The sequence below is a fragment of the Paenibacillus solanacearum genome (genome assembly GCF_910593845.1).
Classification (GTDB): Bacteria; Bacillota; Bacilli; order Paenibacillales; family NBRC-103111; genus Paenibacillus_G; species Paenibacillus_G solanacearum.
The window spans coordinates 222,446-248,997 of the sequence record NZ_CAJVAS010000002.1; the positions used below are offsets into that span (position 1 = coordinate 222,446).

A 26,552-nucleotide genomic window follows, 5' to 3' on the forward strand; every position below is an offset into this window, starting at 1 on the left:
TCCGGACTTTCACTTTGACGGATAAGGGCCGTTCACCCGGAAGAAGCTACTAACGAAGGCGCGGCCGCTTGCGGCTCGCCTCGTCGGGTTCCCTTCCCCTGCTCCAGACGGTAATTCAGCCAGGCCATACGCCGGTTTGCACCTTCCACCGGCTCTCTGCAAGTATGGATTCCTGAACCTACTGTATGTCCTTCGACGCATTTTGCGATAATTTCAAAGCTATTTATATCACAGCGGCATTTCACTTGTCAAACCGTCAGCAATTTATAATCTTCCATTCGGTTTTTCGACTGTGCGCTTTATGCTATAATGACGTAGGAATGTTTTTCAAAGTCGGGAGGATTTTGCATTCATGGGTGTGGAGAAAAAGCAAAAGAGATACATAAAAATATTGAAGTCGACCGTCAAATTCATAGGCTTAACGATCAAATGGTGTTTCATCATCGGCATCATCGCAGGCTTTCTCGGCGGCGGCGTCGCCTTTGGCTACGTCAGCGCGCTTGTGAAGGACGATCCGGTGCGCGACAAGGAATCGATGATGGCGCAAATGCAGGACAACGCCTTGACCGGCTTCGTCTACTTCCGCGACGATTCCGTGATCGGACAGCTCCGCACGGAAGAAGACCGCAGGCTCGCCGGGATCAACGATATCCCTCAACATGTGCTTGATGCCGTCTTCTCCATCGAGGACAACGACTTTTACAACCATCCGGGGATTGATATTAAAGGAACGCTGCGCGCGGTTGTCCAGAAACTGCTCAGAGAGGACGTGCAGACCGGCGGCAGCACAATTACGCAGCAGCTTGCCCGCCGCGTGTTCTTAACGCTAGACAAAGCGGACAGCCGCAAAGCCAAAGAAATTTTCTTGTCGCTCCGCATGGAACGACTGATGTCCAAGGAAGAAATTTTGCTTGCTTACCTGAATAAAATTCCTTACGGAAACGGATCGTCCGGCTATAACCTGTACGGGATCAAAGCGGCGGCCAAAGGCATATTCAATATCGACGACCTGAGCCAGCTGAACATCGCACAAGCCGCTTATTTGGCCGGCGTTCCGCAGCAGCCAAGCAATTATTCTACGTTTACGGGCAAAGGCCAATTCGACGGCGCCGCCTTCAAGCGGGCGGTAACCCGGCAGCAGCTTGTGCTAAGGCGTATGCTGGAAGAAAAGAAAATCACCGACGAGCAGTATCAAGAGGCGCTTGCCTTCGATCTCAAGGCGTCGCTTGCGGAGCCGGCCAAAAAAGCCTACTCCACGTACCCGTATCTGATGATCGAGGTGGAAAAAGAAGCTGCCAAAGCGCTGGTAAAGGCGCAGCAGCCGAAGCTTGATCCGCAAAAAAGCCCTGAAGCGTATAACGAAGCGATCAAAGCGGCCCAAGCGCAATTAAGCCGCGGCGGCTACCATGTATATACGACCATCGACAAAGACATCTACGATTCCATGACGGACATCGCGAAGAACGAGAAGAACTTCTCGCCGGACGATCCGACCAAAGGGGTCGAGCAGATCGGCGCCGTCATGATGGACAGCAAGACCGGCGCCATTCTCGGCATGATGGAAGGGCGTGACTTCTTTATCGAGCAGCTCAACCACGCGACGCAGGCATACCGCCAGCCCGGTTCGACGATGAAGCCGATTGCGGCGTACATTCCGGCGATTGAGAAAGGCTCGATTGGACCGGCTTCCATTATCGACGATTCGCCGATTGTTCTGAAGGACGGCACCAAGGTTGGCTATCATATTCCGGAGAACTGGGACGACGGCTTCCACGGCCTCATTACGGCGCGCCGTGCGCTTGATCAATCGTATAACATTCCGGCAATCAAGCTGTTCCTGGACGTTGTCGGGATCAAGGAAGCTTGGGGCTTCGCGAATCGCATGGGCATTACGACGATTACGAAAGATGATTACGTCGCCCAGACCGGCGTTATCGGCGGATTAAAATACGGAGTGAACGTCAAAGAGCTGACGAATGCGTATGCTACAATCGGCAACAACGGCGTCTTCAACGAGTCGTATATGATCCGTAAAATTACCGATTCCGACGGAAAAACGATCTACGAGCACGAGCTGAAGCCGAGCGTTATTTTTTCCGAGCAAACCGCTTATTTGATGACCGACATGATGCGGACGGTCATTACGTCCGGAACGGCGACCGATTTGATGAAGAGCTTCAAAAATTACGGTAAAATGCCGATCGTCGGCAAAACCGGCTCCACCCAGGACGATGCGGACGCCTGGTTCATGGGCTACACGCCTGACATTACGCTTGGCGTCTGGGCTGGGTACGATATGCCGGTTCATAAGCTCAGCAAGAAGACCGGCGGTACGATGCGCGCCAAAAATATATGGGCTCTCTCGATGAATGCGGCGATGGAGAAGCATCCCGAATTGTTTCCGACCAAAGAGTTCAAGCGGCCCGACGGAATCGTAGAGATGACCGTGTCCAGCCTTTCCGGGAAGCTGCCGAGCGAAGCGACAACCAAAGCCGGCAAGCTGGTCACCGACTTGTTCAACAAAAAGTTCGTGCCGACGGAAGAAGACAATGTGCTCGTCCGGCTCCCGATCATTAAATACAACAATATCAACTATATTGCGCAGCAAGGCACGCCTCCCGATTTCGTTCATGAACGTACGGTGATCAAGCGGGAGAAATCGCTCAGCGACGTCTTCGCGCAAATCGCCAGCATCATGGACCGGCTGCCTGCAGACCGCAAGCGTTCGCTCGACTTCTACAAGCCGTCTGATTACGATCAGGATGCGCCGACTGCGACCGATCCGCGCACGGATGACGGCAAGGCGCCGGCCGCGCCGACGACGGTTGCCGCAACGAACAATGGCGATACGAGCACCATTACGTTCGAGGCGAGCAGCAGTGCGGATGCAATCGGCTATCGGCTGTACCGTTCCGTCAACCGGGGCCCTTTCCAGCGGGTGGGCAAGGTCGTCATGGCAGGAGATGAAACGAAGTTTACGGAATCTGTCGCAAACGGAGGCATCTACGGTTATTACGTCACTGCTGTCGATGTAGCTGGTAAAGAGTCTTTGCCGAGCAAAGCGGCTTATACGGATGGATCGGTGATGGATTTGCTGCTCATGACCCCGGACGAGTCTGGCCTCCTCCTTCCGCCGGGGACGACAGGAAATACAGGAAATGCTGGCAACAACAAACCGGGAACCAGCGGCGGGACGCCGAACAACCCGGGCAGCCCAGGCAGCACGAGCGGTTCTAACGGAACTGGCGGTGACGCCGGGAACAATAATAAAGACGCGAGTCTTTCCAAGCAGGCGCCCTCTGTTCCTTCCGGCTTTACGGTGAAAGCGGAAGGGAATGAGCTTCAGTTCAAATGGAAAGCGAATGGCGAGAAGGAGAATGTAAAGCAGTATACCGTTTACTATAGCGACAAAGAAAACGGCAACTTCTCCAAAATTGGCAGCAGCAATGGCAAGGCGGAATATAAATATTTGATTCTGCTGGAAGGCTATTATAAAATTACCGCGACGAACGAAGCCGGCGAATCCAAGCCGTCCGCCGCGGTAAGATATAAGAAGTAATCACTAAGCCCGCTTTGGCTGGAATGCACCCCTTAGGTCCATTTCAGCCGAAGCTTTTTTTATTAGGCAGCATAGGTTTGCACGCAAAAAAGCCGTGCGCTTCAACAGCTGAACTGTCGTGCGTACGGCTTTTTTTGGAGCTATAAGTATGTTGTATAAAGATGAATGATGACGCGAATTAATCCTCGATCGTAGACAAATCGCCTGTCGGCAAGTTCAGCTCCCAAGCTTTCAGCACGCGGCGCATAATTTTGCCGCTTCTCGTTTTCGGAAGCTTATCCTTAAACTCGATTTCCCGCGGAGCCGCATGGGCGGACAATCCGACTTTGACGAACTTGGCGATATCGGCTTTCAATTCCTCCGATGGCGTGTACCCTTCGCGAAGCGCGATAAATGCTTTAATGATTTCCCCGCGCATCGGGTCCGGCTTGCCGATGACGCCGGCTTCCGCAACGGCCGGATGCTCGACCAGCTTGCTCTCTACTTCAAACGGACCTACCCGCTCGCCAGCCGTATTGATGACATCGTCGATCCGGCCCTGGAACCAGAAATAGCCGTCCTCGTCCATGTACGCCGAATCACCGGAAATGTACCAGCCTGAGATGCGGAAGTACTCTTCGTACTTGGCCGGGTTATTCCAGATTTTACGCATCATCGAAGGCCAAGGCGTCTTGATCGCGAGGTTGCCCATCCGGTAAGGCGGCAGCACATTGCCGGCATCGTCGATGATCGCCGCTTCCACGCCTGGAATCGGTTTGCCCATGGAGCCCGGGCGAATCGTCATGCATGGGTAGTTACAGATCAGGTGACCGCCGGTTTCCGTCATCCACCAAGTGTCGTGAATACGTTGACCGTACACCTTCAACCCCCAACGCACCACTTCCGGGTTCAATGGTTCCCCGACGCTCAGAACGTGACGCAGCGAGGAAAGATTGAATTGTTTGACCGTCTCGTCCCCGGCTCCCATCAGCATCCGGAATGCGGTAGGCGCGCTGTACCATACCGAAATGTTGTACTTTTGGATCGTGTTGTACCAGTCCTGCGGGCTAAACCGTCCGCCGCGAATCACATTGGTCGCCCCGTTCAGCCATGGCGCGAATATCCCGTAGGATGTCCCCGTCACCCAGCCCGGGTCAGCCGTACACCAATATACATCGTCTTCCTGCAAGTCCAGCACGATGCGGCCGGTATAGTAATGTTGAATCATCGCATTATGAGCGTGGAATACGCCCTTCGGCTTGCCTGTCGATCCGGAAGTGTAATGGATCAGCAGCCCGTCTTCCCGGTCGACCCACTCGATGTCCAGCTGATCGGAAGCAGCGGCCATCTCTTTATGGAAATCAGTTTGTCCTTCGGACAACGTGAGATCGTCGCCGACCAAAATCACATGCTTCAGATTCGGCAAATCTTGAACCGGCACGCGCGGCAGCTGCGAAGGCGTCGTGACGATCGCTACAGCTTCGCTATCCTCCAGCCGGTCTTTGACCGCCGTTTCCATAAACGCTTCGAACAAGGGGCCGACCACTGCGCCGATCTTGATCGCGCCAAGCAGCGAAAAGTAAAGCTCCGGTGTTCTCGGCATAAAGATAAATACGCGATCTCCTTTGCCAATGCCCAAATTGCGCAGCACGTTTCCGAAGCGGTTGGACTGCAGCTTCATGTCCTGGAATGTATACTTCTCGTCTCTGCGGTCGTCGCTGTAATACAGCGCGATTTTGTCGCTCCGTCCGGACTCCGCATGGCGGTCTATCGCTTCGTACGCCGCATTGACTTTCCCGGTCTTCGACCAAGTAAACGAATCCTCAACCTGCTTCCAATCGAACTGGGCGCGAGCTTCTTCGTAGCTTTTCAAATTCGGATTCACCGCTACAGGCGCGATGCTTTCTACATTGGCTTGTTCCATGTCTCTATACCTCCTGAGCCATTTGTTAACAGTTTTTTCTGAAACGCTTTCATTTGTGATGTGTTAAATTTATGTGACGTTCACGTTGTATTATACCATAAGCCTTTTTATTCGACTATTTTTTTGTTATGCTAGATAAGCGAAGCTCTGGAAGGGAGACCAATCGTCATGGAGCATTTGAAAATATTTCAATCCCGCGTCATCTCCCGCACGCCGAACGATCTTGTTCTCGAAGGACCCGTGCCGTCCGATCGCCTGCGCACCTATACGATGCACCCCGATCTTGACGCGTTTCGGCGCCCTAAGGAACAGTTCGAAGCGTTGATCGAGATCGCGGAGCTCCCGGAGGGCCGCATCATTCTAGCGCGGAGCGAGCAGCAAATCGTCGGCTATGTAACCTTCCATTATCCAGATGAGCTGGAACGATGGTCGGAAGGCGGAATGGAAGATTTGATCGAACTCGGGGCCATTGAAGTGGCCGACGAGTACCGCGGACTCGGGCTGGGCAAGAAGATGATTCAGCTCGCATTTGAAGACGGACAGCTGGAAAATGTCATTACGTTTACGACCGAATATTATTGGCATTGGGACCTGGAAAAAAGCGGGCTCAACGTCTGGCAGTATCGCGAGATGATGGAGAAACTGATGAAGAGCGTCGATATGGTATGGTTTGCGACCGATGATCCGGAAATATGCTCCCATCCGGCGAACTGCCTGATGGTGCGCATCGGGACAAACGTTCCGCTGTCTTCCGTCGAGCAATTCGACCGCGTCCGATTCCGTCAGCGGTTCATGTACTAACGCATAACGGTTGCTGCTTCAGCTATCGTCAGCAGGGGGCCTGTGTCCATGAATTCGAAAACGATGTTTATGTATGATGAAAACGAAACCGGCTACCGGTTTAACGATACGCATCCGTTCAATCAAAAACGGCTGGTACTTACCGTAGATCTTCTCCGCAAAGCGGGCGCGCTCCCCGATTCCTTTCTGAGCGCGCCGGCAAGCGCCAGCAAGGAACAACTGCTGACCGTTCACTCGGCGGAATATGTGCAAGCCGTCGAAGCGCTCAGCCTTCCATCGCCGGATGTCTTAACGGTTCAAGCCGCCGGCAAGTACGGGCTGGATACGGAAGATACGCCGTTTTTCCCTCACATGCACGAAGTTACCTCAATGCTGGTCGGCGGATCGATTGGCGCCGTGGAAGCGGTGCTCTCCGGTACGAAGGAGCATGCCCTTCATCTTGGAGGAGGACTGCACCACGCGCTCCCGAGCAAAGGCGCCGGCTTCTGTGTATACAATGATGCGGCAGTCGCCATTGAATATGCCAAACGGGTATATGGCGCCCGCGTTCTTTATATCGATACCGACGTGCACCACGGGGACGGGGTACAATGGACCTTCTATACCGACCCGGATGTGTGCACTTTTTCTATTCATGAAACCGGTAAATATTTATTTCCCGGCACCGGCGCGGTTAACGAGCGCGGTGATGGAAACGGTTTCGGCAAAGCGATCAATGTGCCGGTCGAGCCTTTCACCGAAGACGCGTCCTGGCTGGAGTGCTTCGAGGAGGTGCTGGAGAAGACGGTAGCCCGCTTTCAGCCCGATTTGATCGTGTCTCAGCATGGCTGCGACGCCCATGCGTTCGATCCGCTTGCCCATATCCACTGCAGCATGGAAGTGTACCGGGCCATGCCTCGCTTCATCCACCGGTTGGCGCATGAGCACTGCGGCGGGCGGTGGGTTGCGCTCGGCGGGGGCGGCTACGACATCTGGCGTGTCGTGCCGCGGGCATGGAGCTTGCTCTGGCTGGAGCTGAGCGATCATCCGCTGATCCGGGAGCTTGAGCGCAACCCAGGGCTTGCGCTGCCGCCATCCTGGCTCGAAGCTTGGAAACCGTATAGCGAAGAAGCGCTGCCGCATACGTGGCTCGATCCGATCAACTCCTGGACCCCGATGCCGCGGCGCGAAGAGATCGTGTCGAAAAATCGGCATACGAAAGAGCTGGCGATGATGTACTTATAAATTGGCTTCCAACCCCCTAAATCCCCCTTTGTAAGGGGGACCCCAGGCGCTGCGCCCTGGACCCGCTCTTATTGTTGGCCGTGGGAGGAGCGGGTTCGTCTTCGACGGGACTTTGGGGGAAGGAGCGCGTTTGTATCCTCTGCTTTGTACCAAAGCGCGAGGATACACGCTTGCAGAAAGTGTTCTTATGTGAAACATTCGGACCGGGCATTATTGAATGGGAAACAAGCTGCGTACGGAATCATGCCGTTGCAGCTTGTTTTCTGTTCATAAAAAGGATTAGTTTAGAGTAAAGCATCAAAATACTTGGCTACTGCGGGCTCTCGATTTACGAGGAAGCTTCTTGTCTCCCTATTCCTTATGCGCCTAGTGTCTCTTGCCCTACTTATCGCTGAATCGGGTTGGACGCGATAAAATCAAGCATCGCATCGTTTACTTGGACCGGATATTCCCTTGCCATATGGGGCCTATGGCTGCCGCCGGGAACCATCATATAGCTGGAGCCTTCTACATAAGAGCTTAACTTCTGTACCCGCTCTTCACCGACAAACGGATCATGTTCTCCCGTAATAAATAATGCCGGACATTGAATACTGCTTAACTGCTCGGTGCTAAGCTGCGGGTATAAGCGCCAATCCTTAGCGCTCTGTCTCATGAATTCCTGCCAGTTGCCTCGATGCGCTTCTTCATGCCTTTCCGTCATTTGATCGATTGTTTGCTGCTTTCCTTTCGCCATGAGCCACTCCGGTTCGAATTGTTCGACGCCCGTCGGGTCGCAAAAGCCGCTCGTACCTATCGTTGACAAGGTGGCGGCTTTATCGGGAGAGAATACGGCCATATACAAGCCCACATTGGCCCCTAGACTGTAACCTATCAAATGCGCTTTGTCGATATTCAAGCGGTTCATGAATGTTACTACGTCGTCCGCAAGCTGCGGCGTACTCCATTCCAGGCTTTCGCACTTCGTTCTGCCATGGCCTCGAAAGTCGGGAAAATAGCACGTATATTGCTTTTGAAAATCGAGCATTTGACTCGCAAATGCCAAGATCCCCCGCGAGTATCCGCTGTGCAAAAAAATAACCGGTTCACCCGATCCCATTTTCTCATAAAACATATCCAGATCGTTAACGCGAATGTACGGCATGGTTTCACCTCGACTCCAAATATTTAGTTCCAGCTTTTCGTTCGTGCTTTCTCCATTGTAATCCGTCTTTCCAGCAAATCCGCCGCTTCTATAATCGCTTCCCTATTTCTTGTTTGACGACCTTTCCACCACTAAAAGTAATCAGCTAAAACTTACGTATGGAGAAGGCGCTTCCCTCTCCTGCTGAATTATAATTTCTTATTATGACATAACACAACAGAACATACGTTCTATACCCTTTATTCTAACATCTCGCTTTGTATATGCTATAAACCTATATAGATCACTAGGCTATCGGCGTCCCATTGGGAACGGGATGATCCGGTTTCAGCAGTACCACATCGCCTTCCTCCGGCACGCCGCCTATGACGAGTACCTCCGAAGCGAAGCCGGCGATACGCCGAATGGGAAAGTTCACCACAGCGGCAACTTGCCTGCCGATAAGCTGCTCGGGAGCGTATCGCTTCGTAATTTGCGCCGACGAATGCTTGAGCCCCAGTTCGCCAAAGTCAATTTCCAATTTGATCGCCGGCTTTCGCGCCTCTGGAAACGGCTCCGCTTTAACAACAGTCCCGATCCGAATGTCCAGCTTCAAAAAATCTTCGATCGTTGCCATATCTCTTTCCCTCTCTTAAATTCGAATTCTAGCGGATCAGCTTTCCTGCGCACTCCTTGTAATTATCCCCGGCCTTTCACAATGTACTAATGCCCTAATGAAGTCTGCGGCCCACGCTCTCTCGCATGTGAAGGTATACCTAACATAAAGCTTGATCCTGCGGTTGTACAGGGAAAAGTTCGTTTCAGCGATAGTGTCCCCACTTTGTCCCGAACCGAGCTTCTCCCGCTCATGGTCATGCTCAGCCACGCATTTTCCCTTCCGCAAAAAAAGCCCGCGACCTATACAGGACGCAGGCTACCAAGCAGCTCAATTAAAATTCAAGCTTCGATTCGATGAACGCCTTCAGCTCGCTGATCGGCATCCGCGTTTGCTCCATCGTGTCGCGATCGCGGACGGTTACTTGGCCATCCTGCTCCGACTCGAAATCGTACGTAATGCAGAACGGCGTACCGATCTCATCATGGCGGCGGTACCGTTTGCCGATCGAACCGGACTCGTCATAGTCGACGAGGAAATGCTTCGACAGCTCGCCAAACACGTTGTGCGCGCCTTCAGACAGCTTCTTGGACAGCGGGAAGATCGCCGCTTTATAAGGCGCCAAAGCCGGATGCAGATGCAATACGGTACGGCTGTCGTCGCCTTCCAGCTGCTGCTCTTCGTAGGAATCGATCAAGAACGCGAGCGTAACGCGATCCGCCCCGAGCGACGGCTCGATGCAATACGGAACATAACGTTCGTTCGTCTCCTGCTCGATATAGTTGAAGTCTTCGCCGGAATGCTCCATATGCTGCTTCAGGTCATAGTCGGTGCGGTCGGCGATGCCCCACAGCTCGCCCCAGCCGAACGGGAACTTGTACTCGATGTCCGTCGTCGCGTTGCTGTAGTGGGACAGCTCGTCGTCGGAATGGTCGCGCAGCCGGATGCTGTTTTCGCCCATGTTCAGGGACAGCAGCCAATCGCGGCAGAACGCGCGCCAATATTCGAACCATTTGAGATCCTCGCCCGGCTTACAGAAAAATTCAAGCTCCATTTGCTCGAATTCGCGCGTACGGAACGTGAAGTTCCCCGGCGTAATTTCATTACGGAAGCTTTTGCCGACTTGGCCGATCCCGAACGGCAGCTTTTTGCGCATCGTCCGCTGCACGTTTTTAAAGTTAACGAATATGCCTTGCGCCGTTTCCGGACGCATATAGACGACGTTGGCGCTCGATTCGGTAACGCCTTGGAACGTTTTGAACATCAGATTGAACTGACGGATCTCGGTATAGTCGAATGCGCCGCAATCCGGACACACGATATGGTGCTCACGGATCAATCCCATCATCTGATCGAACGTCAGGCCGTCGACGACCATTTCGATGCCTTTTTCCGCCAGCGCATTTTCGATAATTTTGTCCGCGCGATGACGTGCTTTGCACTGCTTGCAATCGATCATCGGATCGTTGAAGTTGCCGACATGGCCGGATGCGACCCAAGCCTGCGGATTCATCAAAATCGCGGCGTCCAGACCGACGTTATAAGGCGATTGCTGGATGAACTTTTTCCACCAAGCGCGCTTGATGTTGTTTTTCAATTCCACGCCGAGCGGGCCGTAATCCCATGTATTCGCCAAGCCGCCGTAAATTTCGGAGCCGGGGAAAATAAAACCTCTGTGTTTCGCCAATGCGACGATCTGATCCATCGTAACGGATGCCATATGTATATTCTCTCCTTCGATATAAGCTGCAGCGCGCCGGGCGTCTACAGTTGTTTCAGCATTTGTTCCACAATGCGGAACGAATGATTGGATGCCTGGACCGTAAATTCGGCAAAATTCACGTGCGCCGATCCATCCGCCTTATCCGACATCGACCGGATCACGACGAATGGCACGCGATTCATGGAACATACTTGCGCGACCGCCGCGCCTTCCATTTCGGTGCATGCACCGCCAAGCTCGCTATACAGTGCCGCTACCGTATCCCGATTGGCAATGAACTGGTCTCCCGACAGCACGCGACCTTCCTTCACCCGCCCCGCAAACAGCTCGTCGCTCGCTTGCTTCGCCAGCTCCCGCAGCTGCGGGTCCGCGATAAACAGTGACGTCTGCTCATAAGGAATCGTTCCCCGCGGGAACCCAAGCGCCGTTACATCCATATCATGCTGCATGCATTCGGTCGAGACGACGATATCCCCTACGTTCAGTTCAGGGTCGACCGCGCCGGCCACTCCCGTAAACACGACGGCGCCGGCTCCATACGTATCGATCAGCAGCTGCGTCGTCACCGCCGCATTCACTTTGCCTACGCCGGACTTGCAGAGAACGATCGATTTTCCGTGAAATTCGCCTTCATAAAACGTTATGCCTGCCCGTTCCGTTTCGCGCACCTGCTGCATGTGCTCATGGAACAGCTCGATTTCTTCTTTCATGGCGCCGATGACGCCGATGGTGCGATACGCCAAACGATTGTCCCCCTTACCTGCGATAAATACTAAAAAAGCACACAGCGGGTCTCCACGCTACCCTGCCTGCCCGTATTTACGGTACAATAAGCCCATTTCCCGGGCAACAAAAGAAAGAGGCTCACGCTAGCGTTGAGCCACCGAATTTCTATGAATGACCTCATGCGGCAATACGACTTCCGTCAATTCCGAAGCGTCCTTCGTTTCCTTGTTCATCAGCTTTGTCAGAAGCCTCATCGCCACTGCACCGATATCGTACATCGGCTGAGCAACGGTCGTAAGCTGCGGGCGTACCATGGACGCCATCCGAATGTTGTCGACGCTGATCACCGACATGTCTTCCGGCACCTTGAGCCCGTTGTCCTGCAGCGTATGGATGGCGCCGATCGCCATTTCGTCGTTGGCGGCGAAGATGGCCGTCGGACGCTCGTCCAGCGTCAGGAAGTATTTGGTCACTTCAAGACCGGATTCATAGCGGTAATTGCCTACGCGAACATAGTCCTCGCGCACCGGGATGCCGGCGGACTCGAGCGCGTTCTTGTAGCCCTGGTAACGGGCGAAGCCAAGCGCCGGATCCTGCAGCGTTCCCGAAATCATAGCGATGCTGCGATGCCCTTTATCGATCAACAGCTGAACCGCGTCGAATGCCGCTTTCTCATGATCGATGTCGACCGACGGAATCGTATGCTTCTCATCGGCCGTAGCGCAGAGAACGACAGGAACCGACGACGTCTTGAACGCTTGTATATGCTCGTCCGTAATTGTGCCGCCCATAAAGAGGAGCCCGTCCACTTGCTTCTCAAGCAAGGTGTTGATGACGCGAATCTCCTTCTCTTTCTTCTTGTCGGCGTTGCAAAGTATAATATTGTAATGGTACATGTTAGCGATATCCTCGATTCCCCTTGCCACTTCGGAGAAGATCGAATTGGAAATGTCAGGAATGACTACGCCAACTGTCGTTGTCTTTTTGCTGGCGAGCCCTCTGGCCACTGCATTCGGCCGGTATCCCAACCGCTCGATGGCTTCAAAAACTTTTTTGCGGGTTTGCGGCTTTACGTTCGGGTTGTTGTTAACAACGCGCGACACGGTTGCCATGGAAACGCCTGCTTCTCTGGCTACATCATAAATTGTCACAGTCACGGACATTCTCTCCAATGTTTATCATATTTATTAATGCGAACAGGCCATCATTTAGCCTTATCATACGACAAAATGCTGAGCTTCGCAACGAATTTGGATTGTTCCCATGTTTAATAGTATCAAATAAAGGCAAAAAAGCCAACTGCAAGGCAGCGGCTTTCAGAAATCCCGGGCAGTTAACGAGCGGCTGGCAATCTGGGACAACCGTTTCCTGAGATCGGCAATCCATGCTTCATCCTCTAGCGACTGGGCCAGAAGCAGTAAATCGAGCAGCTCGTTGATGCGTTCATCGATGATCATCTCTACAGGGTCTGCGGCACGTTTTTTCTCCGTAACCTTCACCATCAAATGGGCGATTTCACTGATGTCCTCGAATTGCATCTGCTGCTTGCCAGGCTTGCTGCCCAGTGTCCCGATCAGACCGGTGAGCTCCGGCTTCACCTCGGGGAACACTTCGCTTCGGCTGCATGAGCCGCACGAGTAAATCGGTACGTTTTCAATTTCCACTTTGTTTTGATAAATGACGGTACGAAGACGGATGGTCATCGCTTTGCCGCATTTGCATTGCTTCTGCAACAAAACCACTCCTTTGGACGAGTCAGAAATGCGAGCGTTTCCCCGAACCCCGGAAATCGGGATAACGGCATTCTGAATGAAGAAAAACGGCCTGCCTGCAAGGCGGGTAAGGCGCTTTTCTTACAAGAGATCGCATACGTTTGTTATGTAGAATAATTCTACTTCCGTTTCGAATCTCCTGCCGTTTGGAGGTTAGTAATATTTAGCATCGGCCCGGCGTTCGAACCACTTCTTGCAAGCCGGAATCCTTGCGGCAAGCATCGCCAGCGCGGCACCGATGGCATCGTTGCGAATGTCCGCCGCATCCGGCGTCCGGCCGGGGATGAACGATTGATGGTACTCATCCGTAATCCCGTACAGCACGCATAGCAGCACGACAATAAGCTGAATGCGGAGGGTCACTCGTTTCGGACGAATACCCCATAGCAACGTAAGCGAAAGAATAAAATAGGAAAGAAAATGGCCCCAATCGAAACTTTCCAGCATCGGCACGTAGCGGCGCACTTCATCGAGCCAGCCGCCCACGTCATCGCCCGTGCGGGAAGACATATAAAAGATGACTGCCATCCAAGCGACGGACGGCAACCATGAACCGATTGTTCTCACCAGCAAAGCTCCTAACGGATTATTTTTGAATATAAGCCGTCAGTACGTCGACGAACGCTTTGGTAAATGCCGGCAAGTCCGGCGGTCTGCGCCCGGACACGATGTTGCGGTCGACGACCGCTTCCTCGTCCACCCAGATCGCTCCCGCGTTCTCCAGATCGTCTTTAATGCCCGGCGTGGACGTCATTTTGTAGCCTTTGCATATTTTCGCCGAAGCCAGCACCCAGCCGGCGTGGCATATATGTGCGATCGGCTTCTCCGCCTCATGGAACTCACGGGTCAGGCGAAGCACAGATTCATACCGTCTCAGCTTGTCCGGCGCCCATCCTCCCGGCACGTACAGGCCGATATAATCATCCGCCTTCACTTCATCCAGCGCATGATCGGTCGTCAGCGGCACTCCGTATTTGCCATGGTACACAGCGGCTGATTTCGGTCCTGCCAGATGCACCTCGGCCCCGGCTTCGCGAAGCCGCAGCACCGGATACCACATCTCCAGATCTTCGAATTCTTCATCAACGAATGCAAGCACTTTATAACCTTTAAGCTCCATCGTATATCCTCCTGCACTATCGCGTATTGATTGCTTCTCCTATGCTTGAGGCGATCGTCCTGCCGACGTTACAGCCCGGCCGCTCTCGTCTCTTCCGCCAAATCGACCTGAATGTAGCGATTGAGCACATCCATCACGTGCTGGCTGCTCGGACAGCGCGACAGCTCGCTCCAGATGTGGTCGCCGTCGTTGTAACGGCTTTGGAGCACACTGTTTTTGACCCGCAAAATCGACTGCACCGACATGCTCAGCTCGGTGACGCCGAGGGCAATCCAAATCGGCAGGGCGCGGATATCGCCCGCCAGCTCGCCGCACACGCTGATGTGTTTCCCGTAGCGTCTCGCGCCTTCCACCGTCATGCGCAGCATGCGGAGCACCGCCGGATGAAACGGATCGTACAAATGCGCCACCGTCTCGTTCATCCGGTCAACGGCTAATATATACTGAACGAGATCATTCGTGCCGATGCTGAAAAAATCGACCTCCTGCGCCAGCAGCTCCGCGATCATGACCGCCGCCGGCAGTTCGATCATAATGCCCACTTCCAGCTTCTCGCGGAACGGGATCCCGTCGGCCGCCAGCTCGCGTTTGGCTTCGGCCAAAATTTCATTCGCCCTGCGAAGCTCGTCAAGCGAAGAAATCATCGGGTACATGATCTGGATGTTGCCGTAATGGCTCGCCCGCAATATGGCCCGTAATTGCGTCTTGAACAGGTCGATCCGGTCGAGGGAAATGCGGATGGCGCGATACCCGAGCGAAGGATTCTCCTCCTCGGGCAGCTCCAAATAATCCAGATGCTTGTCGCCGCCGATGTCGAGGGTGCGAATGACGACCCGCTTGCCTTCCATCCGCTCGGCTACCTCTTTGTACACCGCAAACTGTTCTTCTTCCTGCGGAAAATTATGGCGGTCCATGTAGAGAAATTCGGTTCGGAACAGCCCTACGCCCGAAGCTGCATTCCGAATCGCTTGTTCCAGCTCCTTGACAGAGCTGATGTTCGCGGCAAGCTGGAACGGCTTCCCGTCCTCCGTCTCCGCGGCTACATGCGCAAGCTGCTGCAGCTGCTCGTGCATCGCCTTCCAATTCTCGCGAAGCTTTTTGTACCGATCAATCACATCTTTGGGCGGGTTCACGTAAAGCAGTCCGGCATCGCCGTCAATAATGAGAAAATCGCCGCTTTGAATCGGAACCGGCAGCTTTCCTTCGACCCCGAGCACATAAGGAACGCCCATAGCGCGCGCCATGATGGCTACGTGCGACGTCTTGCCTCCGAGCATCGTAACCAGACCGAGCGCGTGATTCACGTCCAGATGCACCATCTGCGACGGGGACAGCTCCTTGGCTACAAGCACATACGGCTCGTCCTTGGGCGGCAGCGTTTCTTCCAATGCGCCGAGCAAATGCTTGAGCAGCCGGTTGCCGACATCTTTAATGTCCAGCGCCCGTTCCTTCATGTACGTATCGTCGAGCAGATCGAACATATTGACGAACTTCTCGATCGCTTCCTTCACAGCGACTTCGGCCGCTTTATACTGCCGCTGCATAATGCCCTGCACTTCGTTCATAAAGATCGGATCGTCCAGTATGGCCAGATGCGCGTCAAAAATTTGCGTCTGATCCTCTCCGATCACGCTCACGAAGTCCTGCTTGATTTGTTCGATTTCTACTTTGGAATGACGAATTCCGTCATACAATCTTTCGAACTCGTAAGCAAGATCCGTGACGTCGATGAGCTTCTCCGGAAAGTCCCATTCCCAGGTTGGAATGACGAACGCTTTGCCCATGGCGATACCGGATGAAGCTCCTATCCCCTCAACCATAAGTGCTTCCTCCCCCTGTGACGGCATTTTTGAGTACGACCGACATGACGGAAGCTTGGCCTTTCTTTACCGCCTTATACGGCGCGAAGCTCCATGATTTGACTATATCGGCATTAGTAATAAGCATGGGGGTCGCAAGCGATGTGCTGTTCTGCTTCACCTTTTGCAGGTTAAACCGAACGAGCAGCTGTCCCGGCTCCACCTCGTCGCCTTCTTTGACGTGAGCGGTAAAATATTTCCCTTGCAGATGCGACGTATTGATCCCGATATGCAGCAGCACCTGCAGCCCTTCCCGCGTCTCGATCCCAAGCGCATGCAGCGACGGATAAATATGGACGATTTTTCCCGCGACAGGCGACACAAGCTCCCCTTTTTCCGGAAGGAAGGCAACGCCGTTGCCGACCAGCTTGCCGGCGAATATTTTATCAGGCACCTCTTCGAGCGGAATCATGCGACCCTGCATCGGCGAGCTGAACAGCACCTGATGAATATCTTTGCGGATCGTCTTCATGATCTCTTCCCGGATCAGCTCGGAATACGTACCGAAGACGACCTGGACGTTCCCGCCTCCAAGATGGATGACGCCGGCCGCGCCCAGCAGCTTGAGTGCCGCCGTGTCCATCTGCTTGTCGTTGACCAGCGTCAGGCGCAGCCGCGTGATGCACGCTTCGATGTTCTTGATGTTCTCCTTCCCGCCGAGCGCCTGCAAAATAAGCGGTGAGCGGTAAGGGATATCCCCGGCCCACTCCTCGAGCTGAGAGCCTTCTTCACGTCCCGGCGTCGGAATGCGGAAGCGGCGGATCGCGAAGCGGAACAGCACGTAGTACAGCAGCCCGTACGCAATCCCTATCGGAATGAGCAGCATGCCGTTCTTCGACAAGTGCAAATTGATCAGGAAGTCGATCGCGCCCGCGGAATACGAGAAGCCGTGATGAATGTCCAGCACATAGGCGATCCACATCGATAAACCGGATAATAGCGCATGAATAAAAAATAAATAAGGGGCCACGAACAAAAAAGCAAATTCGATCGGCTCCGTTACGCCCGTCAGGAAGCATGCGAAAGCTGCGGTCAAAAAGGTAGCACGGATTTTAGGTTTTAAATCTTCGCGCGACTCCTGGATGATCGCGATGGCAATCGCGGGAAGCGCAAACATCATGATCGGATACAATCCGGCCATGTAAATGCCCGCGGTCGGGTCGCCGGCGAAATACCTCGGCAAATCGCCGAACACGGGATTGCCTTCCGCATTGTACGCGCCGAGTTGAAACCAAAAAAAGTTATTGAACACATGATGCAGCCCCGACGGAACAAGCAGCCTGTGAATAACCCCATATAAGAACGTCCCGAAGCCGCCCAGCCCCAAAATAAAATCCGTCAATGCCTGCATGCCCGTCTCGAGCATCGGCCCAACCTGAATCATGATGCCGGCAAGAATAAAAATGACCAGCCCCATAAGAAGCGGAACCATGCGCGGGCCGCCGAAAAATTGAATGGATTCAGGCAACTGAATATGTTTCACGCGGTGGTATAAGACCGCTGCGATCAGTCCGATTAATATGCCTCCGGGCACGCCAAGCTGAAACAAATCGCCCATGTAATGCTCTACGGAGACGGTAAACATATAGTGGCCGATGAGCGCGGACATCCCGGCAATCCCTGCATTCTCCGTAAGTCCGAGAGCCACGCCGACAGCGAAGATCAAAGGCAGATAAGTGAAAATCGTCGTGCCGCACATCAGCAGCAGTTCGCCCACTTGCGGAATATGCATGGCATCCCATGGTAAATTACCGAGCCGCAGCAAAATGGCAGCGACAGGTAGCGTGATGGTCGGCAGCATTAACGACCTTCCCAGCTGCTGCAAATTCCCCATCCAATTCAAATAACCGTTCCTCCTTTCCCTATAACGATGGTACGCGCACAACCGTTATTTGTCAAACGAATCCGCTATGTATGCTGCACCTGCAGAAGCCTGCGCCGAACGCCTGTTTTCTTAAAAAAAGCGGCAGGCCGTTCAGGCCCGCCGCTAGCTCAAATATACGCTGAGGACGAATTAAAATTGGTAACGGTTGATGCTGCCCGCACCGTATTGGCTTTGCGCAGGCTGCGCAGAATCCGAGCGCAGGTAGTTATCATGACCTTGCTGATTGCCGCGGTAGTTCGCCGTATGGTAAGCTTGCGGGCTCGCAGCTTGCGCATACTGTGCGGACGGATTCCAGCTGGATGCGGAAGTCCCGAACTGGCTGCCGTACGTGTTCGTCGTGTACTGGATTTGGCTGTTCGTCGGCTGCGTGGAGTCCGCACGCAGGTAAGCGTCATGACCTTGCTGGTCGCCGCGGTAGTTCGCGGTATGGTAGGACTGAGGGCTTGCGAACTGAGAGGACGTGTATTGATTTTGATTTTGGATCTGGTTCATGGCGCCCATCGAAGTGCCGTAGGAAGATGCGCTGAAGCCCGTCGCGAATTGGGCAGGCTGCGTAGAATCCGAGCGCAGGTAGGCGTCATGGCCTTGTTGGTCGCCGCGGTAGTTGGCCGTATGGAACGATTGCGGGCTTTGATAGTTGGTGTACTGGGCAGCGAAAGGTTGGCTGCTGAATTGCTGGCTGCCGATCGATTGGTTGTTCAGGGATTGGTTATACTGGGACTGTACCATCCCTACCGGTTGGTATTTCGCTGCATAACCGCGATATTGCGAGTTTGCAAAGCCTGCGCCGGATTGATTGGAGAAGTTGTTTTGTTGGTAGTTTTGGCTGTACATGCAATAAATCCTCCTCGAGGTATTAGAGAAGTCTTCCGGATGACGATCCGAGTTTCCAACAAGGACCGTTCCCTTCCAGAAGCCTTTCTTATTGTCTTCAAGGAGGATTTATTTTATAACCGTGCACCCATAAACTTTTCGAGCATTGCCGATCGGAATGGTAATAACTTGGTTCGCCCGATAGGTTATTGCGTTTCCTTCATGTGACGAAGCAGCGTTTGCGCCGCTTGCTTCGGGTCCGCCTGACGCGTAATCGCCGATACGACTGCTACGCCATCGGCGCCTGCGGCGATAACTTCCTTGCTGTTGCCAGGGTGAATGCCGCCGATGCCGACCATGCACACCTGCGGCCAGCGTTCTTTGATCTGCGCAATCAGGCCTGTGCCGATCGGCGCGCCCGCGTCGCCTTTGGTCAAGGTCGCGTATACTGCGCCTACGCCCAAATAATCGGCGCCTTGCTCCATAGCCCATTCCGCTTCTTCCATCGTCCCCGCCGATACGCCGATAATCTTGCCCTCGCCGAGCAGCTTGCGCGCTTCCCGGGCCGGCAAGTCGTCCTGGCCGACGTGCACGCCGTCCGCATCCAGCAGCAGCGCTACGTCGACCCGGTCGTTAACGATAAACGGAACGCCGTGCTCGCGGCACAGCTCCCGGATTGCCGCCCCCGCTTGGAGCGTATCGCGCAGCTGCGCTTTTTTCTCCCTCAGCTGCACCATCGTCACGCCGCCTTGCAGCGCTTCGCGGACGATGTGCAAAGCCGATTTCCCTTCGTACTCCGACAAGTCGGTAACCAAATATAGCGGTAAAAGGCCGCGAAGCTGTTCCTTGAACATTACTTTCCTCCAGGCAATAAAATCGAGTCTTCCACTTTAATGCAGCGGTCCATGATGACTTCAAGTCCGCCCGCTTTGGCAATGTCGGCTGCTTCTTCATTATATATGCCGAGCTGCAGCCAAAAGACGTTGGCTTTGATCTTCACCGCTTCCTCCGCCACAGGCACGACTTGATCGCTGCGCCGGAACACGTTGACGATATCGACCGGTTCCGGAATATCGCTGAGCGACGCGTAGCATTTCTCGCCGAGAATCGTTCCCGTGACCGTCGGATTAACCGGAATGATCCGGTATCCTTTCTGCTGCATCGCTTCCGACACCATGTACGATACGCGGTCCGGTTTATCGGAAAGTCCGACGACCGCCACAGTCTTCGCTTGCTTCAAAATATTCCGGATTTCATCTCTCGAAGGATTTTCGAATGGCATAGCATTGACCTCCTCATCATTTGGCCGCTTCCGTGTAGCTTAAAGCCTGTTTTCCCATTGCTTCCCACGTGGCGATAAATTGCGATTTCTCGATTTTTCGTTTGCCGGTCAACGGGTCGTTCACGTATACATACTGCTCATCATAGCCGACCAGCAACACGGCGTGCTCCATAAAAGTCGTCCGGATCGGACCCAGGTCGGTATCCCACGTTACCCACTTTTCCGGGACCTTATAATCGATGGTGGTCCAGGCGACGACCGGGAATCCTTCCGATACTTGGCGCTCCAGCTTGGAGAACGGCTCGCGAGTCAAATCGACCGCAGAAGAAACATATTTCTGTAACAAATCGATCAAGGCGGTGTGGTAAATGCCGAAGCCTTTGGCACTGCCCGTAATCTCACCGACGAAACCTGTATTCGGATTGCCCCAGTAAGCGATCGAGCCGTCCTTATTATATCGGATCGGCGTCGTATCCTTCTTCATCTCGGGTACAAGCTCCATCTTCGATTTCTTGACGCCGTAATATTGCAGCAGCATCGCAAGGCTCGTCAGCTCGCAGCCGGAAGGCAGCTCCGGCTTCTGATAAATGAGCGGCGCCTCCAGCATCGCTTTTTTCGGCGGCTCTTTTGCGGCGGCAGCCTCCGCGGCGCGCGTCGAACCGTTCGCGGGATCGGGCGGCGCCACCGCCGTTTCCTCCGCTGCGGATACTTGGCTATGCTCGGCATAGGCGACCATCTCGGTATCGCGAAACCATTCCTGTCCCGTTAGTTTACCGTAAAGCAGTACGCCGAATACGGCGCTTGCGAACACCAGTCCGGCGATGAGCAAATAGCCGATCGCGACTTGAATTCCTTTCCATAAAACGGTCAGGGCGTCTCACCGTCCTTACAGCAGTCATTGATGAACGTTTTATTCCTTGACCAGCTCGATTTGCGCCCCGAGCGACAGCAGATGGTCAAAATATTGCGGGTACGACTTGGCCACGTGATGCGCATCGTTAATGACAAGCCCCTGCTCCGAACGGAGACCGACGATCGTCAGCGCCATAATGACGCGATGGTCGTAATGAGCATTGATCTCGACGCCCCCGGCAACCCCTTGCGGACGGCCGTGAATAATAATTTCACTCTGTCTTTCTTCCACGTCGGCTCCAGCTTTGCGAAGCTCGGTTACGAAATCGGTAATGCGGTCACATTCCTTGTAGCGCAAATTTTCCACGTTGTAGAAGCGGGATGTTCCTTCGGCAAAGACGGCGGCCGCTACCATGGCGAGCACTCCGTCCGTAAAATGATCCCCGTCGAATTCGCCGGCTTGAAGCTTCTGGTTGCCCAGCACGTGAACAACATCATTCTCATGCGTCAGGTTGACGCCCATCGCGCGAAGCACATCGACGACGGCCCGCTCGCCCTGCTTGCTGTTCTCGGCCAGACGCAGCACCTTCACGTCGGAATTCGTCACTGCCGCCGCAGCCAGAATCGCGGCCGAACCGGGATAATCGCCCTGAACGACATACTCCTGCGGCGCATACTTCTGCTTGCCCGGGATTTTATAGTGCATCAAATCGTCGGACGCTTCGATCGTAATGCCGGCTTGGGCGATGACTTCAAGCGTTTGACCGACGATAACTTTGGACTTCAGATCATGCAGCACCGTAATTTCCGTATCTTCTTCCAGCAGCGGCGTCATAAACAGCAGCGAGCTTAAAAATTGCGAGGACACGTTGCCGGATACCGTGATTTTGCCGCCGCGCGGATTGCCGCCGCGGATCGTAATCGGCAATTTGCCGTCGTTGTGCTCCACTTGAACGCCCATTTGCCGAAGCGAATCGATCAAATCGTCATGCGGCCGTTTGCCGAGCGAGTTCGGATAAGCGTTAATAAATGTCACTTCCGGGCAAAATGCCGCGGTCGACATGAGAAATCGAAGCACCGCTCCGGCGTTGCCGACGTTGAGCTCCTTCACATGCTTCGGATGTTTGCCGAAGCCGCGGATCGTCATCTTCGTATCGTCTTCCTGCACATCGGCGCCCAGATCGCGAATGCAGCGGCGCATGGCGTCGCTGTCTTCGCTGTGCGCGGGATAGTAGACGGTGCTGGTTCCATCGGCCAGCGCGCCGATCAGCAAATAGCGCGTCGTATAGTTTTTCGAGGATAGTGCATTGATCGTGCCTTCCAAACGGCCCGTAGGCTTCACAATTGCTTTCATGACGATGTAATCTCTCCTTCATTGTGTATAGACCGAGATCTGTTGCTTTTATTCGACATGGGAAACGGGTTTCCTCTTCTTGATCGTTGTCGATTTGATGGCGATTCGGAATGCGCTGCGGCGGTTTGACAGACCGCCCGATAGTTCTTATGATGAAATGACGAGCGAACCCAAGAATTCAAAGGAGGCCATCTGCCCGTATGAACACGATTATGCCCGAACAATTGAAACAGCGGCTCGCCGGCGGCGAGAAGCCCGATATTATTGATGTCCGGGAGGACGAGGAAGTCGCGCTCGGCATGATCCCCGGCGCCATCCACATCCCGCTGATGCAGCTCCCCGAACGGCTTGCGGACATTCCGCAAAAAGGGGAAACGATTCTCGTATGCCGCAGCGGCAACCGAAGCGGCCGCGCCTACGAATATTTGACGGCGCAAGGCTTGACGGGGTTGAAAAACATGACCGGCGGCATGCTGGAATGGGAGAAGCTTTAAGCTTCTCCTCCCGGCAGCCGGCTCGCAATCCATTCCACGATGTCTTCTACCGGCTTGTCCGTCGTGTCAACCATAGCGTCGGCAAAATCGTAAGCATGCTTGCGTTCCTCCAGGAGGCGGCGCACCCGTTCCGCGGCATTGCCTTGCAGCAGCGGACGGTTGTCGTCGTTCCCCACCCGGCTAATAATCGTCTCCTCCGTCGCGCGCAGCGCAACCACGAAGCCGCCCGCTTTCATCGCATCCCGGTTCTGCTCCGCAAGCACAGCGCCGCCGCCGGTAGAAACAATCCGCTGTTCTCCCTGAAGCGCCTCCACGATCGTCTCGCTCTCCAAGCTGCGAAACGCGGGCTCCCCCTGCTGCGCAAAGATCGCCGGAATGGTCGCTCCCGCTTTCTTTTCAATGACCGCATCCGTATCGATAAACGTCCATCCGAGCTTTTCCGCAAGCGCTTTGCCTACCGTCGATTTCCCTGTGCCCATCGGCCCGATGAGCACCACATTTCTGCCTTTCAACCTATTCACCTCTTACTGAGCGCAGCCTGCAGAGCCTTGCGCTTATCCTATTGCGCGAATTATGTATTTGTACAAACTTACCCTTTATCATATCACAGCTTCCCGGGCGTGAATAGAAACTTTGTCCAAATCATATGATGGATGTGAATAATTTCCAACAAGAACAGTCATGATGTTAATACGACCCGATTACGCGAAAGGAGTTCGACGATATGTCCAGCGCCATGTCCCGTCCCAAACCGAACGCTCCGCAGTCGCCCGAAGCCCGGCTGGAGCATATACTGAACCCGTCTCACCCGCTGTGCAGAGACGATATTGTGTGGGTTCTGGAGTACATCAAAAAAAAGGTGACTGAGGAAGATCCTAGATTAATGGATCTGCCCCAGCCACGCTTGATGCAAAACTTTCGTTATTTTGCCGACATCTCGTTAATGCTGATTCAACGCCGGAACGGGTTCGATCAGGAAGCCGACCGGCTCAAACATTGGGTTTACGAAGCGGCCTACGGCCTTCATCCCCATCGTTCCGCAGACGCGGCAGCCAAAAAGAACCGTTAGTCGTTCATCCACTGGAAATGGAATGTGCCTTCCTTGTCTACGCGTTTGAACGTATGCGCTCCGAAATAGTCGCGCTGCGCCTGCAGCAGGTTCGCCGGCAAACGCTCCGTACGGTAGCTGTCGTAATAAGCCAGAGCGGATGCGAACGCCGGTACGGGCACGCCGCGCGTGATGGCGGTCGCAACGACCGTTCTCCATGCATCTTGATAGTTCTCCACGATGTTCTTGAAGTACTCGTCCAGCAGTAGGTTTCTCAGCTCCGGATTGCGGTCGTACGCGTCCTTGATGTTTTGCAGGAAGCGGGCGCGAATGATGCAGCCGCCGCGGAAAATCATCGCGATGTTGCCGTACTGCAAATCCCAGTTGTACTCTTCGCTTGCGGCGCGCATTTGCGCGAAGCCTTGGGCGTAGGAGCAAATTTTGCTGGCGTACAGCGCTTTGCGCACCGCTTCGATGAAGGCGGCCCGGTCGCCGTCGAATGCCGCCGGCTTCGGTCCGTTCAGCACCTTGCTTGCGGCTACTCGCTCTTCCTTCATCGCGGAGATGAAGCGGGAAAATACCGATTCCGTAATGATGGACAACGGTACGCCGAGATCCAGCGCGCTTTGCGATGTCCATTTGCCCGTGCCTTTTTGGCCTGCGGAGTCAAGAATGACATCCACCATCGGCTTGCCCGTTTCCGGGTCGTACTTCGTGAAAATATCCGTCGTAATTTCGATCAGGTAGCTGTCGAGTTCGCCTTTGTTCCACTCAGAGAAAATTTCATGAAGCTCCTGCGTGCTCAGGCCGACGACATCTTTCAGCAGCTGGTACGCTTCGCAGATCAACTGCATGTCGCCGTACTCGATGCCGTTATGCACCATTTTCACGTAATGGCCCGCGCCGTCCGGTCCAATGTACGTGCAGCAAGGGTCTCCGCCCACTTTGGCCGAGATGGCCGTCAGGATCGGCGCCACGAGCTCATAAGCGTCCTGCTGTCCGCCCGGCATGATGGCCGGCCCTTTGAGCGCGCCTTCTTCGCCGCCGGATACGCCTGTCCCGATGAAACGGAGGCCATGCGCTTCCAGTTCTTTGTTGCGGCGCTGCGTATCCGGGAAGAACGCATTGCCGCCGTCGATGATGATGTCGCCCTTGTCGAGGTGCGGAATCAATTGATTGATCGTATCGTCCGTCGCATGTCCCGCTTGCACCATGATCAAAATTTTGCGCGGTGCCTCAAGCGATGCTACGAATTCCTCAATCGTATATGTACCGGTCAAATTTTTGCCTTTCGCTTCGGACAAAAGCACATCCGTTTTTTCACGCGAACGGTTATATACGGACACGGTAAAGCCTCTGCTTTCGATATTGAGCGCCAGGTTTTTACCCATAACTGCGAGTCCGATCACGCCTACTTGCTGTTTTGCCATAATGGTTCTCTTCCTCTCATCTTTAGTTGCCGCATGCCTTTCTAAGCGCCGGCGGCGATCGCGTCAAGCGCCATACGGCTGGCGAACCGCAAACCGTCTACTATGCATAAGAACGATTGGCCGTTTGTCCACGGTCCGCGCCGCTGCGCACTGCCTGATCGGGGCCGCCGATGCTTGCCCCGCTTTCGCTAGATCGTCATTGCCCCGTAGCCGCCGTCCACACGCAGCAGCGAGCCCGTCACAAAACTCGAAGCCTTGTCGGAAGCCAAATAGACGGCAGCGCCTTGCAGTTCTTCCGCTTCCCCGAAACGGTTCATCGGCGTATGGCCGAGAATCGCTTGCACACGCTCGGGAGACAGGATCTTGCGGTTTTGCTCCGCCGGGAAAAAGCCCGGAATGATCGCGTTGACGCGCACCCGCGCAGGCGCAAATTCGCGCGCAAGGAACTTCGTTACGTTGTTGACCGCCGCTTTGGAGGCGGAGTACGTAAACACGCGGGAAAGCGGCGGTTCCGCCGAGACGGAGGAAATGTTGATGATGCTTCCTCCCTCGCCATTCTCCACCATATGTTTCCCAAATACTTGGCAAGCTAGCACGACGCTCTTCAGATTGACCTCCATGATGGAATCCCATTCTTCCATCGTAATCTCGAAGAAAGGCGTTGCGCTGTTTTTTCCTGGACAATTCATCAGCACATCGCAGCGGCCCGTCCACGCCAGCACTTCAGACAGCACGCGCTGCAAATCGTCCGCGCTCGTCGCGTCGGCCGAGAAGCTCTTCGCCTTGCCGCCTACCTCTTGAATCCGTTTGACGACCGCTTCCGACTTCTCTTCATTGCGGCCTACGACCGCCACATCGGCGCCGTGCCCGCCGAGCGCAACCGCCATTGCCCCGCCGAGCGTACTGTTTCCGCCGATAATGACGGCTGTTTTCCCCGTTAAATCGAACAAATTCATAGACATGAAGTG

24 protein-coding genes are annotated in these 26,552 nt (G+C 54.3%); 5 read left to right on the forward strand and 19 right to left on the reverse strand.

Annotated elements, in window-relative coordinates; genetic code table 11:
- Positions 1-352 precede the first annotated feature (352 nt).
- Entirely contained in the window at positions 353-3,559 is a 3,207-nt protein-coding gene (locus KXG62_RS03400) for a transglycosylase domain-containing protein (protein WP_218090513.1), read from the forward strand.
- A gap of 178 nt (positions 3,560-3,737) precedes the next feature.
- Here the strand turns inward: KXG62_RS03400 and acsA are convergent, their stop codons facing one another.
- A complete protein-coding gene (gene acsA / locus KXG62_RS03405) occupies positions 3,738-5,462 on the reverse strand; it encodes an acetate--CoA ligase (protein ID WP_218090514.1) in 1,725 nt (574 codons plus the stop codon).
- Between the two features lie 168 nt (positions 5,463-5,630).
- On the opposite strand from acsA, the gene KXG62_RS03410 reads away from it, so the two are divergent.
- Together KXG62_RS03410 and KXG62_RS03415 are read left to right on the forward strand one after the other, a co-directional pair.
- Entirely contained in the window at positions 5,631-6,263 is a 633-nt protein-coding gene (locus KXG62_RS03410; protein WP_218090515.1) for a GNAT family N-acetyltransferase, read from the forward strand.
- Positions 6,264-6,311: 48 nt separating this feature from the next.
- Positions 6,312-7,487 (forward strand): acetoin utilization protein AcuC, encoded by a 1,176-nt coding sequence (locus KXG62_RS03415; protein ID WP_218090516.1) that lies wholly within the window; start codon positions 6,312-6,314, stop codon positions 7,485-7,487.
- Between the two features lie 385 nt (positions 7,488-7,872).
- On the opposite strand, the gene KXG62_RS03420 is transcribed toward KXG62_RS03415, so the two are convergent.
- The 15 genes from KXG62_RS03420 to aroA form a co-directional block, all read right to left on the reverse strand.
- Entirely contained in the window at positions 7,873-8,631 is a 759-nt protein-coding gene (locus KXG62_RS03420; protein ID WP_218090517.1) for an alpha/beta fold hydrolase, read from the reverse strand.
- 286 nt (positions 8,632-8,917) lie between these two features.
- Positions 8,918-9,247, reverse strand: a complete 330-nt coding sequence (gene csaA, locus KXG62_RS03425) for a chaperone CsaA (protein ID WP_218090518.1) — start codon at positions 9,245-9,247, stop codon at positions 8,918-8,920.
- A 313-nt stretch (positions 9,248-9,560) separates the two neighbouring features.
- Complete coding sequence (locus KXG62_RS03430) at positions 9,561-10,946, reverse strand: glycine--tRNA ligase (protein ID WP_218090519.1); 1,386 nt, start codon at positions 10,944-10,946, stop codon at positions 9,561-9,563.
- Between the two features lie 44 nt (positions 10,947-10,990).
- A complete protein-coding gene (locus KXG62_RS03435; RefSeq protein ID WP_218090520.1) occupies positions 10,991-11,692 on the reverse strand; it encodes a 5'-methylthioadenosine/adenosylhomocysteine nucleosidase in 702 nt (233 codons plus the stop codon).
- Positions 11,693-11,818: 126 nt separating this feature from the next.
- Complete coding sequence (gene ccpA / locus KXG62_RS03440; RefSeq protein WP_218090521.1) at positions 11,819-12,838, reverse strand: catabolite control protein A; 1,020 nt, start codon at positions 12,836-12,838, stop codon at positions 11,819-11,821.
- A 153-nt stretch (positions 12,839-12,991) separates the two neighbouring features.
- Positions 12,992-13,408 carry a hypothetical protein gene (locus tag KXG62_RS03445; protein ID WP_218090522.1) on the reverse strand — a complete coding sequence of 139 codons (417 nt, stop codon included), beginning with the start codon at positions 13,406-13,408 and terminating at the stop codon, positions 12,992-12,994.
- A gap of 192 nt (positions 13,409-13,600) precedes the next feature.
- Positions 13,601-14,014, reverse strand: a complete 414-nt coding sequence (locus KXG62_RS03450) for a VanZ family protein (RefSeq protein ID WP_246627270.1) — start codon at positions 14,012-14,014, stop codon at positions 13,601-13,603.
- A 19-nt stretch (positions 14,015-14,033) separates the two neighbouring features.
- Entirely contained in the window at positions 14,034-14,567 is a 534-nt protein-coding gene (locus KXG62_RS03455; RefSeq protein ID WP_218090523.1) for a type 1 glutamine amidotransferase domain-containing protein, read from the reverse strand.
- Between the two features lie 68 nt (positions 14,568-14,635).
- The gene (gene ptsP / locus KXG62_RS03460) at positions 14,636-16,387 is read right to left on the reverse strand and encodes a phosphoenolpyruvate--protein phosphotransferase (RefSeq protein ID WP_218090524.1); all 1,752 of its coding nucleotides are present in this window, start codon (positions 16,385-16,387) and stop codon (positions 14,636-14,638) included.
- Positions 16,380-18,269 carry a glucose PTS transporter subunit IIA gene (locus tag KXG62_RS03465; RefSeq protein ID WP_218090525.1) on the reverse strand — a complete coding sequence of 630 codons (1,890 nt, stop codon included), beginning with the start codon at positions 18,267-18,269 and terminating at the stop codon, positions 16,380-16,382. Before KXG62_RS03465 ends, ptsP begins: the two co-directional genes overlap by 8 nt.
- Positions 18,270-18,440: 171 nt before the next feature.
- Positions 18,441-19,145 (reverse strand): hypothetical protein, encoded by a 705-nt coding sequence (locus KXG62_RS03470; protein ID WP_218090526.1) that lies wholly within the window; start codon positions 19,143-19,145, stop codon positions 18,441-18,443.
- 185 nt (positions 19,146-19,330) lie between these two features.
- Positions 19,331-19,978, reverse strand: coding sequence for a thiamine phosphate synthase (thiE, locus tag KXG62_RS03475; protein WP_218090527.1), 648 nt, complete (start codon positions 19,976-19,978; stop codon positions 19,331-19,333).
- Positions 19,978-20,406, reverse strand: coding sequence for a CoA-binding protein (locus KXG62_RS03480; RefSeq protein ID WP_218090528.1), 429 nt, complete (start codon positions 20,404-20,406; stop codon positions 19,978-19,980). Before KXG62_RS03480 ends, thiE begins: the two co-directional genes overlap by 1 nt.
- Positions 20,407-20,422: 16 nt before the next feature.
- Positions 20,423-21,235, reverse strand: coding sequence for a C39 family peptidase (locus KXG62_RS03485; protein ID WP_246627271.1), 813 nt, complete (start codon positions 21,233-21,235; stop codon positions 20,423-20,425).
- 81 nt (positions 21,236-21,316) lie between these two features.
- On the reverse strand, positions 21,317-22,612 hold the full coding sequence (gene aroA / locus KXG62_RS03490) for a 3-phosphoshikimate 1-carboxyvinyltransferase (RefSeq protein ID WP_218090529.1): 1,296 nt from the start codon (positions 22,610-22,612) through the stop codon (positions 21,317-21,319).
- A gap of 200 nt (positions 22,613-22,812) precedes the next feature.
- Here aroA and KXG62_RS03495 point away from each other — a divergent pair, with 200 nt between their 5' ends.
- Complete coding sequence (locus tag KXG62_RS03495) at positions 22,813-23,106, forward strand: rhodanese-like domain-containing protein (protein ID WP_218090530.1); 294 nt, start codon at positions 22,813-22,815, stop codon at positions 23,104-23,106.
- Here the strand turns inward: KXG62_RS03495 and KXG62_RS03500 are convergent.
- A complete protein-coding gene (locus KXG62_RS03500; RefSeq protein ID WP_218090531.1) occupies positions 23,103-23,618 on the reverse strand; it encodes a shikimate kinase in 516 nt (171 codons plus the stop codon). The genes KXG62_RS03495 and KXG62_RS03500 overlap by 4 nt on opposite strands.
- A gap of 212 nt (positions 23,619-23,830) precedes the next feature.
- On the opposite strand from KXG62_RS03500, the gene KXG62_RS03505 reads away from it, so the two are divergent.
- Positions 23,831-24,175 carry a hypothetical protein gene (locus tag KXG62_RS03505; protein WP_218090532.1) on the forward strand — a complete coding sequence of 115 codons (345 nt, stop codon included), beginning with the start codon at positions 23,831-23,833 and terminating at the stop codon, positions 24,173-24,175.
- Here the strand turns inward: KXG62_RS03505 and gndA are convergent.
- Together gndA and KXG62_RS03515 are read right to left on the reverse strand one after the other, a co-directional pair.
- On the reverse strand, positions 24,172-25,584 hold the full coding sequence (gene gndA / locus KXG62_RS03510; protein ID WP_218090533.1) for an NADP-dependent phosphogluconate dehydrogenase: 1,413 nt from the start codon (positions 25,582-25,584) through the stop codon (positions 24,172-24,174). The two genes, KXG62_RS03505 and gndA, sit on opposite strands and share 4 nt — an antisense overlap.
- A gap of 188 nt (positions 25,585-25,772) precedes the next feature.
- Positions 25,773-26,540: an SDR family oxidoreductase gene (locus KXG62_RS03515; protein WP_218090717.1), complete on the reverse strand. Its 768-nt coding sequence runs from the start codon at positions 26,538-26,540 to the stop codon at positions 25,773-25,775.
- Between the last annotated feature and the right edge of the window lie 12 nt (positions 26,541-26,552).